16 protein-coding genes are annotated in these 18,494 nt (G+C 63.3%); 6 read left to right on the top strand and 10 right to left on the bottom strand.

All coding sequences use genetic code 11. The features are described from left to right. Positions 1-113: 113 nt before the first annotated feature. Positions 114-734: a TetR/AcrR family transcriptional regulator gene (locus E1748_RS10665; RefSeq protein WP_240766445.1), complete on the top strand. Its 621-nt coding sequence runs from the start codon at positions 114-116 to the stop codon at positions 732-734. Between the two features lie 131 nt (positions 735-865). Here E1748_RS10665 and E1748_RS10660 read toward each other — a convergent pair whose 3' ends face one another. Continuing rightward, the gene (locus E1748_RS10660; RefSeq protein ID WP_133647045.1) at positions 866-3,109 is read right to left on the bottom strand and encodes a hypothetical protein; all 2,244 of its coding nucleotides are present in this window, start codon (positions 3,107-3,109) and stop codon (positions 866-868) included. Between the two features lie 432 nt (positions 3,110-3,541). On the opposite strand from E1748_RS10660, the gene E1748_RS10655 reads away from it, so the two are divergent. Next, complete coding sequence (locus E1748_RS10655; RefSeq protein ID WP_133647044.1) at positions 3,542-4,348, top strand: alpha/beta fold hydrolase; 807 nt, start codon at positions 3,542-3,544, stop codon at positions 4,346-4,348. Between the two features lie 43 nt (positions 4,349-4,391). Here E1748_RS10655 and E1748_RS10650 read toward each other — a convergent pair whose 3' ends face one another. From E1748_RS10650 to E1748_RS10640, 3 genes are all read right to left on the bottom strand, one after another. Next, positions 4,392-4,865 carry a hypothetical protein gene (locus E1748_RS10650; protein ID WP_133647043.1) on the bottom strand — a complete coding sequence of 158 codons (474 nt, stop codon included), beginning with the start codon at positions 4,863-4,865 and terminating at the stop codon, positions 4,392-4,394. After that, positions 4,862-5,263, bottom strand: a complete 402-nt coding sequence (locus E1748_RS10645; protein ID WP_205965220.1) for a hypothetical protein — start codon at positions 5,261-5,263, stop codon at positions 4,862-4,864. Before E1748_RS10645 ends, E1748_RS10650 begins: the two co-directional genes overlap by 4 nt. 176 nt (positions 5,264-5,439) lie before the next feature. Further along, positions 5,440-6,171, bottom strand: coding sequence for a PA3715 family protein (locus E1748_RS10640; protein ID WP_133647042.1), 732 nt, complete (start codon positions 6,169-6,171; stop codon positions 5,440-5,442). 164 nt (positions 6,172-6,335) lie between these two features. Between E1748_RS10640 and E1748_RS10635 the strand changes: the two genes are divergently transcribed. After that, positions 6,336-7,238 carry a metal-dependent hydrolase gene (locus E1748_RS10635; protein WP_133647041.1) on the top strand — a complete coding sequence of 301 codons (903 nt, stop codon included), beginning with the start codon at positions 6,336-6,338 and terminating at the stop codon, positions 7,236-7,238. 17 nt (positions 7,239-7,255) lie between these two features. On the opposite strand, the gene E1748_RS10630 is transcribed toward E1748_RS10635, so the two are convergent. After that, on the bottom strand, positions 7,256-7,732 hold the full coding sequence (locus tag E1748_RS10630; protein ID WP_133647040.1) for a hypothetical protein: 477 nt from the start codon (positions 7,730-7,732) through the stop codon (positions 7,256-7,258). Between the two features lie 786 nt (positions 7,733-8,518). On the opposite strand from E1748_RS10630, the gene E1748_RS10625 reads away from it, so the two are divergent. Further along, positions 8,519-10,981, top strand: a complete 2,463-nt coding sequence (locus tag E1748_RS10625; RefSeq protein ID WP_133647039.1) for a penicillin acylase family protein — start codon at positions 8,519-8,521, stop codon at positions 10,979-10,981. A 173-nt stretch (positions 10,982-11,154) separates the two neighbouring features. Further along, the gene (locus E1748_RS10620) at positions 11,155-12,837 is read left to right on the top strand and encodes an alkaline phosphatase family protein (RefSeq protein WP_133647038.1); all 1,683 of its coding nucleotides are present in this window, start codon (positions 11,155-11,157) and stop codon (positions 12,835-12,837) included. A 77-nt stretch (positions 12,838-12,914) separates the two neighbouring features. Here E1748_RS10620 and E1748_RS10615 read toward each other — a convergent pair whose 3' ends face one another. Then, on the bottom strand, positions 12,915-13,166 hold the full coding sequence (locus E1748_RS10615; protein ID WP_133647037.1) for a hypothetical protein: 252 nt from the start codon (positions 13,164-13,166) through the stop codon (positions 12,915-12,917). 111 nt (positions 13,167-13,277) lie between these two features. Here E1748_RS10615 and E1748_RS10610 point away from each other — a divergent pair, with 111 nt between their 5' ends. Beyond that, entirely contained in the window at positions 13,278-14,096 is an 819-nt protein-coding gene (locus E1748_RS10610; protein WP_133647036.1) for an AraC family transcriptional regulator, read from the top strand. A gap of 72 nt (positions 14,097-14,168) precedes the next feature. On the opposite strand, the gene E1748_RS10605 is transcribed toward E1748_RS10610, so the two are convergent. The 4 genes from E1748_RS10605 to epsC all read right to left on the bottom strand — a co-directional run bounded on the left by E1748_RS10605 (position 14,169) and on the right by epsC (position 18,473). Next, the gene (locus tag E1748_RS10605; protein WP_240766443.1) at positions 14,169-16,157 is read right to left on the bottom strand and encodes a family 2A encapsulin nanocompartment cargo protein cysteine desulfurase; all 1,989 of its coding nucleotides are present in this window, start codon (positions 16,155-16,157) and stop codon (positions 14,169-14,171) included. Positions 16,158-16,161: 4 nt separating this feature from the next. After that, positions 16,162-17,094: a family 2A encapsulin nanocompartment shell protein gene (locus E1748_RS10600; RefSeq protein ID WP_133647034.1), complete on the bottom strand. Its 933-nt coding sequence runs from the start codon at positions 17,092-17,094 to the stop codon at positions 16,162-16,164. A gap of 96 nt (positions 17,095-17,190) precedes the next feature. Further along, complete coding sequence (locus E1748_RS10595; protein WP_166653538.1) at positions 17,191-17,511, bottom strand: helix-turn-helix domain-containing protein; 321 nt, start codon at positions 17,509-17,511, stop codon at positions 17,191-17,193. Beyond that, positions 17,508-18,473 (bottom strand): serine O-acetyltransferase EpsC, encoded by a 966-nt coding sequence (gene epsC, locus E1748_RS10590; protein WP_133647033.1) that lies wholly within the window; start codon positions 18,471-18,473, stop codon positions 17,508-17,510. The genes E1748_RS10595 and epsC overlap by 4 nt, the downstream gene beginning before the upstream one ends. Positions 18,474-18,494 lie beyond the last annotated feature (21 nt).

The following is an 18,494-nucleotide window of genomic DNA, read 5'->3' as shown; positions in this document are numbered from 1 at the left end:
AGCGTAAGGTATTCTAATCAACGAATCAATTAATATAAAATTACAAAGCTTTCAAACCTTAGTAGATATTAATGAAAAAGTTAAGACAGCCCGAGGGACGCACGACTCCGAACGTGAGAGACGCTCGCGAGTACATGCTCGACACCGCGACCCGGCTGTTCGCCGAGCAGGGCGTAGGCTCTACTACGATTGCACAGATTGCGGCCGCCGCTGGAGTCACGTCGGCGATGGTGCATTACTATTTCACGAATCGCGACATCTTGCTTGACGCAATTGTCGACGAGCGTCTTGCGCCTACGATTCAGTTCGTGTGGGGACCAGTAGGCGAAGCGGCAGATGCTGATCCTTTCGCAATGGTCGAAGCACATATCGGCAGACTGTTCGCTCTCGCCGAACAAATGCCGTGGTTACCGTCGCTATGGATGCAGGACAATCTGTGCGACGGCGGCCTGCTGCATAAAAGAATGATGAAGCATCTGCCGCACGAACAGAGTGCGCTTTTTATCAGTTTGATCAAGCGCGCGCAGCGCAAAGGTCTCGTCAACCGGACGATCGAAGCCCCGCTACTGATCAATTCACTGTTTACGCTGGTGATGACGCCGCTCGCGACGTCGAAGCTCGCGAGCAAATTCCCCGGGATGCCCGAGGTCACGCGCGCGATGCTCGAAAAGCATGTGAAGGCACTGGTGATCGGCGGCATGCGGCCGCTTGCTGCACGCCCGCGCCGAGGCTGACTGATGGTCTTGGTCTTTCTTCGTTTCGTCAGGCCCGCGACATCCACGCGAAACGCATGAAGCGTATGAAGCGCGTGACCGGCTGCACGCTTGCAGCCGGAGTTGTCACAGCAGCGACTTACCTGAATACCTTAATGAACCAGGCTCTGGAAATTGCCGCTCGGGTATGCGCTATTCATCCAGGTCGCAAAGCGGTTCAACTGCGTGCCGTCGACACCTTCGGTGCGCATCAGCGGAATGCGGTTGAACGCCCACGTCGGAAAATTCTCGACGGTCGGCGTGTCGCCGCGCAGCGTGCCCGGCACGTAGTCGCTCCAGCATAGCGAACGGATACTCCAGCCGCACCACGTCGATTCGCCGGACGCCGGGTTCGTGCCCAGACGCTGCCACGTCGACACGTCGAAGCTGGTTGTGCGATCGAGCCACGTCTCGAGGAACGCGTTGACCACCGACTGCTCCGTCGCCGGCGCGACGCCCTTCCAGATACCGCTCTGGCCGAAGTCCCACACGTCCATCGGACTCGTGTCGCGCGTGGTCCAACCGCGATTCACATCGGTGACGCCGACGCCGTTGTCCATCTCCTGCGCGCCCTTCACGACGAACAGCAGTTTGCGCGCCGGTTCGGTCCGTCCGCTCGCCGACGAAAGATCGTCGAACAGTCCATACGCGTATTGCCAGTCCAGCGGCAGATGCACAAGATGCGCGCCGTTGCCCGGATTAAGCAGAAGCTGCATTTCATACCACTGGTTCGCCTTCATGATGTCGGCGACCGGGCTGCCGAACATGCTCGCGTTCACAGGGAAGCCGAGGATGTGCGGCGACACGTTGAACACGAAGCGCCAGTAACCGCACCAGCCGCGCGCTTCGATCTTCGGCGCGTTGTGCGCGCCCCACGCCGCCGGACACTGCGACTCGAGGTTGAAGTCCTGCGCCAGTTCCCACGATTTGAGCAACTGCCATTGCGCGGTGCCGTACAGGTTTTTCTGTTGCGCGATCGTGTACGAACCCGACGTGCCTTCGTTCGGCGGCGTGAAGTGATCGCCGAGTTGATCGCCCCAGTAATAGAGATCGTTGAAGATGTCGCCGGAGCGACCCGTCGCATACGCTGCGCCGCCCGCTGCGAGTTGCGCGCGCATGTTGTACGTCGAGTTGCCCGTACCTTCACCCGCGTACATCTTGTTCAGATTCGAGTTCGTGAAGTAGTCGCCCCACGCGTCCTTCGGATGAATACGCGGCACCCAGTGATTCCAGTCCGGCAATTGCAGACTGATCGGAATTTCACGCGCGTTCAGATGGCCGCCGGTTGCAATCGCACTCTTGTTGATACCGCTCGGGAAGATCGCGTTCAACGTGTCGAGGTCGCTGTCGGACACCGCTTCGAGACCCGCGCCGCAGGTCCAGTTGCGCACGTCGCCGGCATCGAGACCGGGCCCCGGCTGATACGGCGGATTCCACGGACGGCAATGCGGACCCGGCACGCCGAGCGTGCTGTTCAGACTGCGGATGTAGCTCGCGATCTGCGCGCCCTGATCGCTCGTCAGTCCATGGAACTGCGCGCGCACGGCAATCGAATAGTTCGAGTAGTTGAAGCGCTGCAGATCCGAGCCGTTGGCCGCATGGCAATCCATGCAATGCGCCTGCAATTGATGCCCGGGATTGATCGGCGACTCGAACAGCGTCGCGGACTTCCACAGTTGCGCGCCCGCCGCGATGTCGGCGGCCGTGTTGCGCGGCGGGGTCCACTGCGTCGGATCGTCCTGCGTGAAGTTGCTGCTGTCGACGAGATTGTTGCCCGACGCGTCGCGCAGATTCAGTGCGAGCACCCGATAACCCGACGACACGCCGTCGGTCTGATTGAACCGGAAGCTGACGAGATTCGTGCCGTTCACGGCGCCGCTCACCGCGACGCTCATCTTCAGCGTATCGAAGCCGCCGCCGATCCCGCCGTACGCACTCCCCGCTCCTTCGATCGTCACGTTGGCGTTCGTCAGATCGACCCACGGGCCGTCGTTCACCTTCACCGAACCCTTCGCGTCATACGACAGGTTGTTCGCCTGCAGCCATACCCGCTTCGCGGTGCTGCCATTCGGCACGTTCAGCTTCACCGTGACGACCGAGCCGGCGATGCCCATCACTTCGAGCGGCATCACGGCCGCGCCCGTCTGCGTCGACGTGGGATTGCTCGGACCGGATGCGAGGCCCGTCGGATTGCTGGTCGGAACCTGAGTCGTTCCGCCGGGGTTCGGATTGGCCGCGTTCGACGTCGCGTCGCTAGAGCCGCCGCCTCCGCCGCCACATCCGGACAGACCCAATATCGATGTCGCGACTGCGGCCAGCGATAGAATTCGCAAAGCGCGGATTATATTGTTTGTCATTTAAAATGGCATCCCGGTCCAATGAGAGGCCGAATCTTATACGTTATTTAATAAATTTCACCCCTTTTTACCGGTCACTTTCATTCCGTTACATTTCCACATACGGCTACGAACAAGCCCTTCGGGGAACGAGCACACGGAACCCATATACCCTTTAAAAACAGACACTTTTAGCTGTTTACATGGCCCGGAGAAGTGTGGTCTCGACCACATTGAATACGCGCGACGCGAAGTAAAACTGACTTTTGTCTGAATGAATCGATCGAATAACTCCATTTACTCGAATTGCGAATTTACGCAAATCGCGGATTAATCGCTGCAACGCAAAATGGTGGATTTTCACAAGAAATAATAAAATCGAAAGGAACGACGGTGGGTCGAAAAGGCTATCCTGCGAGCACAACGAACGCCGAACGAGAGACGAGACTCGCGATGCCCGCACACGACGACGACCTGAAAATCTTCGAAGCCCACGGCGCTCCCGCGCTACCGCCCAACGGCAACGCACATCACATCGAACACGACGGCGCGCGCATCTGGTACGCCGCCTGCGGCAGCGGTGCGCCGGTGATCCTGCTGCACGGCGGTCTCGGGCACAGCGGTAACTGGGGTTATCAGGTGCCTGCACTGCTCGATGCGGGATATCGCGCGATCGTCGTCGACAGCCGCGGCCACGGTCGCAGCACACGCGACGCAGAACCGTTCCGCTACGAGCGAATGGCAGGCGATGTGCTCGCCGTGATGGAGGCGTTGAGTCTGCCGCGTGCTGCACTGGTCGGCTGGAGCGATGGCGCGTGCGTCGCGATGATGCTCGCGATGCACGCAGCGGCGCGTGTCGCGGGCGTGTTCTTCTTCGGCTGCAACATGGACCCGAGCGGCACGAAGGAAATCGAATGGCCGAACCCGTTGCTCGAACGGTGTCTCGCGCGACACTCTGCCGATTACGCGCACCTGTCCGCGACGCCCGACCAGTTCGACGCATTCGCCGCAGCCGTCACGCAGATGATGCAGACGCAGCCCAATTGCACTGCAGCCGAGCTCGCGCGAATAGATGTGCCGGTGGAAATCGTACAGAGCGAACACGACGAGTTCATCAAGCCGGAACACGCCGCGTATCTCGCGCGCAGCATCCCCGGCGCGACGCTGACTGTGTTGCCGGGTGTCAGTCACTTCGCGCCGCTGCAACGGCCTGATGAATTCAATCGGGCGATGCTGGCGTTTGCGAAGCGGGTGATGTAACTGCGAAGCCGGCCGCGCACAAACGCGCGACCCGACCTCGCTATCACTGCTGCGGCGTACAGTCGGTACCCAGCTTGACCGTGTTCTTGTCCATCCGCAGCTGGTTACCCGTGAGCTTCACCTTGCCCGAGAAGCGCTCGCTTTCCCACATCACCTTGCAGTCCTTCGCGTCGATCGCGTAGACGATCTGCTCGCTGCCGGAATAGGTCGAGACGAGCACGTGCTGACCGTCGGTGTAGATCGGGCGCTCGATGATGCTGACGTTCGGATCCACCGAGCACGACTCGCCGCCTTCGCGAGCGAGCGTCATCGGGCCGATCCATGCGGTCGGTTTGTCGGTGCCGTCGCTCTGGCCGAGATCGATCGACAGTTGCCGCGTCGTGACCTTGCCGGAACCGGGATTCACTTCCGAGTAGCGGCACGTCTGCGCGACCGCAGCGACTGAGAGCGCAGCCTGGCCGGCGAGCAGCACGCCGGCCGCCACGAGAACCGTGTTCCTGATGAATGTCGAATTCATGGGCGGATAGCGAAGTATTGAACGTTGGCGAGGTCGGCATGCGTCCACGAGAAATTGATCGCGGTATTTTTACGCCCGGTGCCGCCAAATCGGCCCCAGTAACCCAGCGGATAAGGTTTCGACTGGCCCGGCATGATAATCACGACATGCCCGTGATGCGTCGCTTTCAATCCGGCGACGACGAGATAACCCATGCCGGCGTAATTGACTGCCTTGTCGGAGTCGCTGCCCACCTGAATCCACGCACCCTGACTCATCGAATCGATGATCGCATTCGCGTCGCCGGACAACGTCACGCCGAGATCGCCGGCGACGGCTTTCAGGAATCCGCTGCAGTCGTGCTTCCACTTATCCCATTCGGTTTCACACAGGGTTTTGATATCTTTCTGTTCGGCCATTATCGTGATCCATTATCAGGAGACGAGATCCGATACTCGTCGGGATGGAACGGGACAACCTGTTACAGCTCGGACGATAAATCCGCCCATGCGATGCCGGAAACATCCGGATTATAACGGCCGGCACGCAGGATTGAATGACCGGATGATTAAAAGAAAACCCGGCAATCAGACAGTCAATCGCTCAGCCCGGAAGGCACGCCGTAACGCGTGCCGTTGTAATCCAGCGTGAAGTTCGCGTGCGCCTTTTCGACGTCGCTGCGGTCGCAATCGTTGCCCTTCACTTTCGCGTGTTCCTGCTGCGTCGTTTCGCTGATCTTCAACGACGCGTAACTGCCGCTTCGCGCAGGCACGACCGACATCGTTCGCGTGGTGTTCGAAAAGTCGCCCGCGCAGTTGCCGTCCCATTCGCCGCTGCCCTTCGTCATCACGAGGTTGTCGAGCACCGGCCGGATGCGCGTGCCGTCGATCACATACAGACTCAGCACCTCCGACTCGTACGGATCGACCCGCGACGAACCGCGATACCCGATGCGCACGCCGAACGCGCGCACGCCCTGCGACAGCTGATAGCGCGCGGTATCGAGCGTGAGACTCGCGAACTGGATCGCATCCGAGGTGATCATCGCCTTGCGGTTCAGATGCGCGAGGATCTTGCCGCTCGCGCTGTCGGCGGCCAGCACTTCGAGGTCGTAGACGGTCTCGCCGTCCTTGCCCGGCTGCTGCGCGAACGGCAGCACCGCCAGCGTCACCGATTCGTCGGCCGGCCACACCTTGCACGCAGCCCGCTCCTGGTCCAGCGTGCGCCCCGGCTGCAACGCCGCGGCCCATGCGGGCAACTGCGCGTCGCATGCGGCATGCGCGACCACCGGGGCCACCAGCAAAAGACCGGCGAGGAATTTCAGCATCGTCGTTTTCCTTGTTTTGACGTCAGCGCGAGCCCGTCTGGACAAACAGGCCTGTTGGTGTACCATCCAACAATTACATCAACCAATGTCACATTTAAAGATGGGATGAAATCCGCCGTCGCGAATGCACTGGCGCGGTCTCCATTCCCATCGCGGAGACTGTCATGTCCGAGGCGCCTGCCGCGCACCCGATCAAGGCCCGCCACGTCCGGTTCGACTGGCGCGACACGCCGATCCAGTGGATTCCCGGCGACCCGTCGAGCACGCACGTGATCAACGTGCTGAACCTGCTGTTCCCTGCCGGCGAGCTGTGGTTCTGCCGCGTGTACAACAAGACGCTGCCGCTGATCACGGACCCGCAACTGCGCGAGGATGCCGAAGGTTTCCTGCGCCAGGAAGCGGTACATTCCCGCTCGCACGGCGGCGTGCTCACGCACTACTACAAGGTGCACGGGATCGACACGCAGCCGTTCACGAAGAAGCTCGACTGGATGTTCGGCAAGCTGCTCGGCGAACAGCCGCTCGGGTTGAAGATCGGCGGGACGCGTTTCTGGCTGCGTCAGCAGCTGGGCATCATCGCGGCGCTCGAGCACTTCTTCGGCTATCTCGGCAACTGGGTGCTCAACGCGAAAGGGCTCGACGCGGCCGGCGCCGATCCGACGATGCTCGATCTGCTGCGCTGGCACGGTGCGGAGGAAGTCGAGCACCGCACAGTCGCGTTCGACATCTTCCGGCACATGGGCGGCACCTACGTCGAGCGCTGCTTCCATATGTTCACGACGATCGTGATCCTGCTGTATTTCATGACGGGCGGCGCGCGCTTCATGCATCGGCGCGACCCGGATGCGGGCCACTATCGCGGCTTCGCGCTTGCCTGGCGAGCCGGCGCGCGACACGGCTGCCTGCCGTCGTTCTGGAAGATGATCGCCGCCGCGCTGCGTTACTTCAAACCCAGCTATACGCCGCATCAAGAAGGCTCGACCGAACAGGCGCTCGCCTATCTCGCGACGTCGCCGGCCGCGCAGGTCGCGGCGCACGGCGGCGCGTGGGTGCGCGAAGCGCGCTAACGCGCGGTGCGTCGCGATCACGCCGGCCTCGGCTGCCAGGGGAAACGCCATTCGCCGTTCGCGAGTCGCAGCAGACGTTTGCGCGCGCCGTCCATCACGTACATCGGCGCCGCGGCGAACTGCTGGTCGTACACGCTGATGAGCGCAGCGAGCGCGGCGCCGTCGTGCTCGTCGACGGCCCATGTGTCGGCGCTCGCACAGCACGCGACGCAGTGTTCGAGCACACGCTGCACGTCGTGATAGAGCGTGTCCGGCGCGGCAAAGAAACCCGCGTCGCGCAGAAAATAACTGAGGCAGGCGACCGCGAACAATTCGCGCAGCAGCGCGCGGCTGCCGGCGCCGCTACTGCACGCAGCGACGACCATGTGATTGCGCAGCGATAGCTCGCGCGCGGACTCGGGCGTGGGCGGCAGCAGCATCGCCTTCGTCAGCACCTTGCGCGGCGCCTGGCGCGAAGCCGGCTTGCGCGCGCGCCGGCTAATCATCGGATTCACCCGCGGATTCACCCGCGCCGTGGTGTCCGCGGCTCCGGCTCGATGCCGGTTGTACCGCCTCGCATACGATCCCGGCACGCGTACCGGCTGGCCGCTGAATACCCTTTGAGCTGTTCATCGATTTTCATTCCACCGGTTGCCTTTTAACGGAATCAACGCATTCGACCTGCGCCGCTTCGTGTTTCCGTTCCTCGAATATCCAACAACGGCCACCGGATTATTCAAAAATGTTAAATCGGCTTGCGCTTATGTCGAGACCTGATCCCGAATGGGTCAACCTGATAATGGACGGCCAGAAGCCCGATGCACTGGACCTCAGCATCTCATCTTACGTCCTGTAATTTGAATCGATTCGCGGATTCGACCGCACGGCATGATTACCCGTACCCGTGAACCGACGTAATTATATCGAGCGTCTGCTCGCGAAATTCATTATTCGAGAAAATTTCACAAATAACCCGTGTCATTTCACCGTTGAACGCATCGCCGCCAGTCGATAAACGATATCCACAAAGACTTTATTAAATCCCGCTGAACATTTTTATGAAATGAGACGCCGCACTTGTTACCGGATACGCATCTTCGGCGTCATTTTTACTTAATAGCGAGGGCGAATTCCATCCGTCGTTATTGGGCGAGGGCGATTCGACGTGCTTCGCTCAATCTCAATACGGCAATCACCGCGCGGGAATGCGATCTGCATGCGGCGACACGCACCGCCGCACGACGCGCCCGGCCGTCATCGTTTCAAGGTAATTTATCGCCACCCTGCCCCTTCGAAACGTCATGAACCGCCCGAACGCCACGCCCTCAAAACGCCGCTTCCGCTGGTCGATCGTTGTCCCCTGTGTGTTCCTGTTCCTGCTCGTATTGATCGTCGCCATCGTGGCCGGCGGCTGGGCGACGTTGCGCGCGAGCCTGCCGCAACTCGACGGCACGCACGTCGCGTCGACCTTGTCCGCGCCGGTGTCGATCGAACGCGATGCGCTGGGCGTGCCGACGCTACGCGGCAGCAACCGCGAGGACGTCGCATTCGCCACCGGCTTCGTCGAAGCGCAGGATCGCTTCTTCCAGATGGACCTGCTGCGTCGCGTGGCCGCCGGCGAAGTGTCCGCGCTGATCGGGCCGGCCGCGCTGAAGCTCGATCGCAGCAATCGCGTGCATCGCTTTCGCGAACGCGCGCATGCGCTGATCGAGGCGATGCCGCCCGCGCAACGTCGACTGCTCGATCGCTATACGGCCGGCGTCAACGACGGTCTCGCGTCGCTGACCTCGCGTCCGTTCGAATACTGGGCGCTGCGCACGCAGCCGGTCGCATGGCGCCCCGAGGACACCTTCCTCGTCGTGTACGCGATGTATCTCGATCTGCAGTGGGAAGAGGCGAACCGCATCCTGTCGCGCGGTGCGTTGCGCGACCGCGTGCCCGCCGATCTGCTCGCGTTCCTGCTGCCGACCACCAGCCACTGGGACGCCCCGCTCGATGTCGCGACGCCCACACTGGAAACTCTCCCGGCGCCGCCCACGACGCGCCCCGACTGGTTGCGCGGACCGCAGGCAACGGGCGTCGTCGCGCAGGACGCCGGCTCCCTACTCGACGATGCATCGATCGCGCACTCGATGACCGGCAGCAACGGCTGGGCCGTCGACGGCGCGCACAGTGCGCACGGCGGCGCGCTCCTCGCGGCCGACATGCACCTCGGCCTGTCGCTGCCGAACATCTGGTACCGGCTGTCGCTGCAATGGCCCGGCGCCGACGGACAACCGCGTCGCGTGACCGGTGTCGGTCTGCCCGGCACGCCGTTCGTGATCGCGGGCAGCAACGGACACATCGCGTGGGGCTTCACGAACAGCTACGGCCGCTTCATCGATCTGATCGAGCTGCAGCACAATCCCGCCGACCCGTTGCAATACCGCGTCGCAGGCGGCGGTTGGGAACACGCGACCGTTCATCACGAACGCATCGACGTGAACGGCGGCGCGCCGGTCGATCTGCCGGTCGTCGACACGCGCTGGGGACCGCAGATCGATGCGGGCTCGCACACGTATGCGGTGCACTGGGTCGCGCACGAACAGTCCGCGGTGAACGCGAACCTGCAGCAACTCGAAACCACCGACAACGTCGCGGACGCGCTGCACGTCGCGCAGACCAGCGGCATCCCGACGCAGAACTTCATGGTCGCCGATGCGCAGGGCAAGATCGGCTGGACGCTCGCCGGCGTGCTGCCGCGACGCGATCTATCGACGGACCCGCAAACCGGACTACTCAGCGATCAGCCCTACGATCCTTTGACGTATCGCGGCTGGCAAGGCTATTTGTCGCCGGACGAACACCCATCGCGAATCGATCCGCCGCTCGGACGCGTGTGGACCGCGAACAACCGCACGCTGCCGCTCGCCGAAGCGGCCATCGCGGGCGACTCCGGCTGGGACCTCGGCGCACGCGCGTCGCAGATCCGCGACGACCTGCTCGCATTGCCGCGCGCGACCGAGCGCGACATGCTCGCCATCCAGACCGATGACCGCGCGTTGTGGATCGCAAGCTGGCGCGGCATCGCGCTTGCCGCACTCGATGCCGATGCATTGCAGGGCCATCCGCGCCGCGCTGCGTTCAAGCATGTACTCGAAACGTGGAACGGCCGCGCGGATGCCGATGCGAGCGGTTATCGGCTGCTGCGTGCGTTTTACTTCTCGCTGTACGACGCGTGGTTCGGCAAACTCGATGCGAGTCTCGCGAGCGTCGCGCCGCGCCTCGGCTATCGCGCCGCTAGTCCGCGCTCCGACATCGCGATGGAAGCGCTCGCCGCGCATCATGCATGGGTGCCCGACGGTTTCGACGACTGGAATGCGTTCATGCTCGACCGCATCGATCATGTGATCGCGCAGCTCCCCCCGCACACGACCGTCGAAACCGCGACGTGGGGCGCGCGCAACCGTGCGGCGATCGCGCATCCGTTCGCGCAGATGCTGCCGTCGTGGGCGCGCGGCTGGCTCAGCGCACCGCGCGATCCTCTTCCGGGCGACTTCAACATGCCGCGCGTGCAGATGCCCGGCTTCGGTGCGTCTGAACGGATCGCCGTGTCGCCGGGACGCGAGCAGGACGGCATCCTCGAAATGCCGGGCGGTCAATCGGGGCATCCGCTGTCACCGTACTTTCTCGCGGGACACGAAGCGTGGGTGCACGGCGAACCGACGCCGTTCCTGCCAGGCGCAACCGTTCATCGACTCGAACTGGTCAAGAACGCACAGTGAAACAGCGTGCGACGCAACCTTAAGGAACCCTTAAGCGTTGCACGCTGTTACACGAAAACACGATATTCCGATTAGTTAGTAAACCGAAAGTACTTCTTCATCCCGACGACTTGATCCGCCTGCACATTCGGGTCGCTTACCAGATGTTTCGCGACCACTTGAAGAGGACAGGAATGAAAACGATCAGGAAATCGAGGCGTGTACGGACGGCAATCGGCGCGGGCAGCGTCGCACTCGCGGCACTCGCCGCACTGCATTCGACGGGCGCGGCGGCGCACGACGATCATGACGGGCACGAGCGTGCAAAGATCAAGCATGTGCTGTTGATCAGTTTCGACGGATTGCACGAGCAGGACGTCGCACGCTGCATCGCGTCGAACGCGTGTCCGAACCTCGCGCTGCTCGCGAAGGCGGGGCTCACGTACACGAACGCGCACACGCCGGGCCTGTCGGATTCGTTCCCGGGTCTCGCGGCACTCGTCACCGGCGGCTCGCCGAAATCAGCGGGCCTGTTCTACGACGTGTCCTATGACCGCACGCTGTATGCACCGTCCGACACGCACTGCACGGGCAAGCAAGGCTGGAACGTCGTGTTCGACGAAACCACCGGCATCGATGGTGAAAACGGCGGCGCGCTGATTCACCTGAACGGCGGCGGCGCATTCAATCCGCAGGCCATTCCGCACGCGCTGAAAAACGGTGTCTGCACGCCCGTCTATCCGCACAACTACGTGAAGACCAACACGGTCTTCGAAGTGGTCAAGCAGAACATTCACGGCGCGCGTACCGCGTGGGCCGACAAGCACGCGTGGGGCTACGACTGGTTGAACGGTCCGTCGGGCACCGGCGTCGACGATCTCGCGCGCACCGAGATCAACTCGATCGATCCGGCCACGCAGACCAACTACATCGACGTCTACACGCACACGGAACAGTTCGACAACTTCCACGTGCAGGAACTGATCAACGAAATCGACGGCAAGGATTCGACGGGGCAATCGCGCGCCGACGTGCCGACGTTGTTCGGCGCCAACTTCCAGACGCTCAGCGTCGCGCAGAAAGCGACGGTGGCGACCGGCGGCGGCTATCTGGATGCGTCGTTCACGCCGGGTCCGCAGGTCACGGCCGCGATCGCGTATGTGGATGAATCGCTTGGTCGCATCGTGTCCGAACTCAAGCAGCGCAACCTGTATGGGTCGACGGCGATCATCGTCACCGCGAAGCACGGCCAGTCGCCGAGCGATCACACGAAGCTCGTGAAAAACGGCGACACGCTGACGAAGCTGCTCGAAGCAAACAACTACCTCGACCCGAACGGCAACTTCGGCCAGAACAGCACGAAGAGCGGCAACCTGAACGACGGCACGGGTCTCGTCGATACCGGCATGGTTCAGACCGACGACGTCGGCCTGATCTGGCTGCGCGATCAAAGCCAGGCCGCCGCGGTCGTGAAGACGCTGAAGGACAACCTGAGCTGCAACGCGCCCGGCATCTGCGCGGACGGTGCTCAGGCGTACATCCTGTCCGGCCGGCAGGTCGCGCAGCGGTTCGGCGATCCCGCGCAAGGCCGCACGCCCGACATCATCGTGCAGCCGAACCCGGGTGTGATCTACACGTCGAGCAAGACGAAGGATGAAGAGCACGGCGGCAACGCGCCCGACGACAGTCACCTGGGTCTCGTGGTCTACCTCCCCGGCGAAGGCCATGCGGGAAGCACGATCGACGATCGCGTGACGACCACCCAGGTCGCACCGACCATCCTGCACGCACTCGGTCTGCAACCCGATCTGCTGCATGCGGTCGAGGCTGAAGAAACGCGGACGCTGCCGGACACGAGCAGCCACGGGCGCTTCTAGTCGAACCACGTGCCGCCGCGTCGCGATCCGACGCGGCGGCACGTGTTCTGGCCATTCCCATGCGGTATGACAGCGCGTCAGTGCGTCTCGACGAACGCCCGCAACGTGGCATCGCGAATCTCGAGCACGTCGAACAATCCGAGCGCGCGTAACGCAGGCAACGCATCGGCGATATCGCGCTGCGCATCGGCACGTGCAGCCTCGGACGCGGCAGCATCCTGCAACACACGCGCATTCGCGAGAAACGCGCCGACGGTGCCCTTGCGAACGGCAACACCGTCGATGTCGGTTTGATTCAGATGATCGGGAAGCAGGTCTTCGGCACGCATCGCGTACTCCTTCTGTGGTGAACGATGGCCCCACTGTAGATTGGCGTGGGTGGATCGGCTGCGGTATAAAGGCCAATCGATACGCTTTCCACGCCATCACGCCATCGCGTCATGCCCACGCCTCTGCTTCCGCTAGCGAAACTTCACGCAGCCGACGGTCCGCTTCTGCACGCCGTCGAGCTGACCAGCGACGACACGCGCGTAACCGACGCACATCGCCATGCGCGCGGCCAGCTGTTCGGCACGGTGACGGGGCTGCTGTCGGTCGGCACCAAACACAGTCAATGGGTCGTGCCCGCCACGCACGCAGTGTGGATTCCGCCCGACGCATCGCACTCGGTCCGCTCGCATGGTCCGTTCTCCGGATGGAGCGTGTACGTCGCCACTGACGCATGCGCGACGTTGCCTGACGAGCCATGCACGCTCGCGATGTCCGCGTTGCTGCGCACGGCGATCGCACGCGCGGCTACCTGGCACGATGCACCGCTCGACGACGCACAGCAACGCATCGCCGGCGTGATCGTCGACGAGATCCGTGCGTTGCCGCGCGAACCGTTCGGCTTGCCGCTGCCACGCGATGCACGCCTGCTGCGCATCGCGCAGGCATTGGCCGATGATCTCGCGGACAATCGTCGCCTCGAAGCATGGGCCGACTGGGCCGCGATTGCACCGCGCACGCTGTCGCGGCGCTTCGTCGTCGAGACGGGTTTCAGTTTCACCGAGTGGCGGCAACGCGCGCGTCTGATGCGCGCGCTAGAAATGCTCGCGGCCGACACACCGGTTACGCGTATCGCGATCGATCTCGGCTACGACAACGTCAGTGCGTTCATCGCGATGTTTCGCCGTATGTTCGGCGTGACGCCGACGCGGTATTTTGCGGCTCATGCGTCGGATGAAACGCAAGACGTCACGCACGAAACGGCTCAATAAGAAACGCCGTACAGACCGACCTCGATCAGTCTGTACGGCGCATGTTGCGCAACGCTCGCTACAAACGCGGTATCAAACCCGCCGCGACGCCAGCCGCTTGACAACCGCCACCATCCGGTCCACTTCGTCGCACGTGTTGTAGAACGCAAGCGACGGCCGCACGGTTGCCTCGACGCCGAAGCGTCGCAAGATCGGTTGTGCGCAGTGATGACCCGAGCGCACCGCAATGCCCTCTTCGTTCAACGCACGTCCGACCTCTTCGGTCTCGTAGCCCTTCAGCACGAACGACAGCACGCTCGCCTTGTCCCGCGCGGTGCCGATCAGCCGCACGCCGGGCACCGGTTGCAGCACGCCCGTCGCGTACGCGAGCAGGTCGTGTTCGTAGCGCGCGATGTTCTCGATGCCCACGCGCGTCACGTAGTCGATTGCCGCGCCGAGTCCCACCGCGTCCGCGATGTTGCCGGTGCCCGCTTCGAAACGCGCCGGCGCCGGCTGGAACACGGTGCGCTCGAAGGTCACGTCGGCGATCATGTTGCCGCCGCCCTGCCACGGCGGCATGTCGTCGAGCAGCGCGCGCTTGCCGTACACGACGCCGATGCCGGTCGGCCCGAACACCTTGTGACCCGAGAACACGAAGAAGTCCGCATCGAGCGCCTGCACATCGACGCGCATGTGCGACACCGACTGCGCACCGTCGACCAGCGCCTTCGCACCCGCGCGATGCGCGAGTTCGACGATTTCCTTCACCGGCACGACGGTGCCGAGCGCATTCGATACCTGCGTAACCGACACGATCTTCGTGCGGTCGTTAAGCAACCGACGGTATTCGTCGAGCCGCACCTGGCCCGTATCGTCGACGGGAATCACGCGCAGCGTCGCGCCGGTTTGCGCGGCGAGCTGCTGCCACGGCACGATGTTCGCGTGATGCTCGAGATGCGACACGACGATCTCATCGCCCACGCCGACGTTCTTCACGCCCCACGTCTTCGCGATCAGGTTGATCGCCTCGGTGGTGCCGCGCACGAACACGATCTCATCAGGCGACGATGCACCGATAAAGCGCTGCACCTTGCTGCGCGCCGCCTCGTACGCATCGGTCGCGCGACCGGCGAGCGCGTGCGCCGCGCGGTGAATGTTCGAGTTCTCGTGTGCGTAGAAATACGCGAGCCGGTCGATCACCGATTGTGGCTTGTGCGTCGTCGCGGCGTTGTCGAACCACACCAGCTGACGTCCGTTGACGCGCTCCTGCAGGATCGGAAAATCGCGGCGAATCGCGTTGACGTCGAATGGCGGATGGCCCGACGTACCCGCTAACGGCACTTCGTCGCCTGCGTTCGCAGCGTCGTCGATGAAGTAGCGCGAAGCGTCGCCGCTCGTCGATGCACCCGCAGCCGGCGCATCGTACGGAAAACGCGATGCGGACAACGGTTCGTCGACGCCCGGCAAACCGAACGACTGCGCAGTCACTTCGGTCCACCCCGGCACGACAATGTCCGGTGCCGCACCGGTAACGGACTGGCGACCGGCTGCACCATCGAGAAAGTAATACGGCGACGACACAGCGGCACCGCGCGCAGACTCACCCGGACCTTGAGAACCTTGAGGCACACCCAGCGCCGCCCCGCCAAAACGCGGATCGAGCGCAGGCGCAACCGTCACAACGTTATCGGGCAAACCATTCTGCGCAACCGCATGCGGAGCAAGCGACGGGGCGCGAGGGGCGAGCGACAAAACATGAGTCGGCGCCGACGGCAGCAGATTGGCACCCGCCACCTGGCCCTGCGGAAGCGCGGCACCGGGCACACCGGTGCCCGTGCCGCCCGGACCCGCGAGCGGTGAACCGGCGGGCGCCGGATTGCCCGCTTCTGCGAGCACCGGTGCCGCGAACGGCAACGCGCCTGCAGTATCCGGCACGCCCGTCGCGGCACCGCTACGTGCGACCGGCGCCGCTTCGCCCTGCACAGCGGCGAAAAATGCATTCGCCAACTGCGCAAGCAACGCAGGATCGGGCAAACCCGGCGGCGGCCCGGCAGGGACGTCCAGAGGCAGAGCGCGGTCCATGGGCTTACTTGTAGGTGTCTGGGTAGTCATGGTACTTGCCGATCTCCACGTCATCGAGAACCGCGAGCGCGTCCGGCGAATGCACGGCGAGCGAGCAGTACAACGAGATCAGATACGACGCGATCGCATGATTGTTGATGCCCATGAAGCGCACCGACAGACCCGGCCCCTGCTCGCCGGCAACACCCGGCTGGAACAAACCGACGACACCCTGACGCTTGTCGCCGACACGCAGCAACAGGATCTTCGTCTTGCCATCCGCGACCGGCACCTTGTCCGACGGGATCAGCGGAATGCCGCGCCACGTGAGGAACTGCGAACCGAACAGGCTGGTCGTCGGCGGCGGCACGCCACGGCGCGTGCATTCGCGGCCGAACGCGGCGATCGCGAGCGGATGCGTGAGGAAGAACGCCGGCTCTTTCCAGACCTTCGTGAGCAGTTCGTCGAGATCGTCCGGTGTCGGCGCGCCCGTCAGCGGAAACACGCGCTGCTCTTCGGCGACGTTCGCGAGCAGACCGTAGTCGGGGTTGTTGATCAACTGGCTTTCCTGCAGCTCTTTGATCGTTTCGATCGTGAGACGCAACTGTTCCTTGATCTGGTCGTGCGGGCTGCTGTACAGATCGGAGATGCGCGTGTGCACGTCGAGCACCGTGCTCACTGCATTCAGAAAATATTCGCGCGGCTCTTCTTCGTACGGCACGAACGTGCGCGGCAACAGGCTTTCGTCTTCGCGCGCGGTGCAGGCCGCGACGACGGCTTCCGGATTCTTCACCTGGTTCAGACGATAGATGCCCGCTTCGACCGGCAGCCATTGCAGCAGATGCGTGAGCCAGCGCGGCGTGATCGTCGAAAGCTGGGGAACGGTTTTGGTGGCATTGGCTAGTTGCCGTGCTGCGGTATCGCCGAGCGCCGTCAGGCCGCCCACTGTCGCTGTCATGTGTCGCTCCGGGTGTCGATAGAAGAAAAACGGGAAAGCTTATTCGCGAGCGTCATTATCGAAACGGCATGGCAGCCGCTCAACATGCTATAGACGTCAAGCCGGTACGTTTTGTGTTGTCGCGATGGCGGGTGCGGACGAAGCCGCTGCTTCGACGGAGAGCGGCGACGCTGCGGCAGCGATCGTGTCGTCCGAAGCAACCGAGGGCGCAGTACACAGCAGCGCGGCGATGCTCGCGTCGAGTGCGCGTGCCAGTTTCTCGACGGTCACGACGGATGCGATGACCGAACCCCGCTCGATCTCGCCGACATACGAGCGGTTCAACGCCGCATGCTCGGCGAGCTGTTCTTGCGACCAGCCGCGCGCCTCGCGCAGACGCCGCACGGTGACGCCGAGGTCGCGCACGATCATCGTCACGATGCGACTCCGGCTATCGCTGCATCGACAGCCGGGCTTGTAGCGTGCGCTGCGCCAGCCCCCGTCGCTTCGTTACGCGACACGGCCTGCGTCACGTGCGAACCCGGCGCGACGTCCTGCGTAAGCCACACGTTCCCACCGATCACCGACCCGCGCCCCAGCGTCACGCGACCGAGAATCGTCGCGCCCGCGTAGATCACGACGTCGTCCTCGACGATCGGATGGCGCGGCAAACCTTTTTCGAGGTGTCCCTGCGCGTCGCGCGGAAAGCGTTTTGCCCCGAGCGTCACTGCCTGATAAACGCGCACCCGCTGCCCGATCACCGACGTCTCGCCGATCACCACGCCGGTCCCGTGATCGATGAAGAAGCTCGCGCCGATCTGCGCACCCGGATGAATGTCGATGCCGGTTTCCGCGTGCGCCTGCTCCGCGACGATGCGCGCGAGCAGCGGCAGGCCGAGTCGATACAGCTCGTGGGCGAAACGATGGTGGATCATCGCGAGTACGCCGGGATAGCACAGCAGCACTTCATCGACGCTGCCCGCCGCGGGGTCGCCGTGGAAAGCAGCGAGCACATCGCTGTCGAGCAGCGCGCGGATCTCCGGCAGCTTCGCGGCGAACGCGCGCACTGCCGAACCGGATTGAGCTTCGATGTCGTCGGTGGAGCGCGGCTGATGACGCGTCCGGTAATGCAGTTCGAGCCGCGCCTGCGCGAGCAGCGCATGCAACGCGGAATCGAGCGCATGCCCGACGTAGAAATTTTCGCTTTCCTGGCGCAGATCGGCCGGCCCGAGCCGCATCGGAAACAGCACGCCCTTCAGCGTATCGACGATGTCTGCAAGCGCCTCGCGCGCCGGCAATTCGCGGCCGCCCGGTTCGAGCGAGCGGCGCTGTACTTCGCGCCATCGCTGGCGAGCCGTCTGCAGTGCTTCCACGATGTCGTCGATATCGAAAACTGCCACAGCGGCCCCCGGCTAAAAGTG

Source organism: Paraburkholderia flava, assembly GCF_004359985.1.
In the GTDB taxonomy this organism is placed as follows: domain Bacteria; phylum Pseudomonadota; class Gammaproteobacteria; order Burkholderiales; family Burkholderiaceae; genus Paraburkholderia; species Paraburkholderia flava.
Note: the sequence above shows the minus strand (reverse complement) of the source record. Positions and strands in the feature narration are given on the sequence as shown.

Excerpts from the sequence above, each read along its gene's own strand:
- E1748_RS10660 (WP_133647045.1), bottom strand. The coding sequence starts at position 3,109 with ATGACAAACAATATAATCCGCGCTTTGCGAATTCTATCGCTGGCCGCA.
- E1748_RS10655 (WP_133647044.1), top strand. The coding sequence starts at position 3,542 with ATGCCCGCACACGACGACGACCTGAAAATCTTCGAAGCCCACGGCGCT.
- E1748_RS10650 (WP_133647043.1), bottom strand. The coding sequence starts at position 4,865 with ATGAATTCGACATTCATCAGGAACACGGTTCTCGTGGCGGCCGGCGTG.
- E1748_RS10645 (WP_205965220.1), bottom strand. The coding sequence starts at position 5,263 with ATGGCCGAACAGAAAGATATCAAAACCCTGTGTGAAACCGAATGGGAT.
- E1748_RS10640 (WP_133647042.1), bottom strand. The coding sequence starts at position 6,171 with ATGCTGAAATTCCTCGCCGGTCTTTTGCTGGTGGCCCCGGTGGTCGCG.
- E1748_RS10635 (WP_133647041.1), top strand. The coding sequence starts at position 6,336 with ATGTCCGAGGCGCCTGCCGCGCACCCGATCAAGGCCCGCCACGTCCGG.
- E1748_RS10625 (WP_133647039.1), top strand. The coding sequence starts at position 8,519 with ATGAACCGCCCGAACGCCACGCCCTCAAAACGCCGCTTCCGCTGGTCG.
- E1748_RS10620 (WP_133647038.1), top strand. The coding sequence starts at position 11,155 with ATGAAAACGATCAGGAAATCGAGGCGTGTACGGACGGCAATCGGCGCG.
- E1748_RS10615 (WP_133647037.1), bottom strand. The coding sequence starts at position 13,166 with ATGCGTGCCGAAGACCTGCTTCCCGATCATCTGAATCAAACCGACATC.
- E1748_RS10610 (WP_133647036.1), top strand. The coding sequence starts at position 13,278 with ATGCCCACGCCTCTGCTTCCGCTAGCGAAACTTCACGCAGCCGACGGT.
- E1748_RS10605 (WP_240766443.1), bottom strand. The coding sequence starts at position 16,157 with ATGGACCGCGCTCTGCCTCTGGACGTCCCTGCCGGGCCGCCGCCGGGT.
- E1748_RS10600 (WP_133647034.1), bottom strand. The coding sequence starts at position 17,094 with ATGACAGCGACAGTGGGCGGCCTGACGGCGCTCGGCGATACCGCAGCA.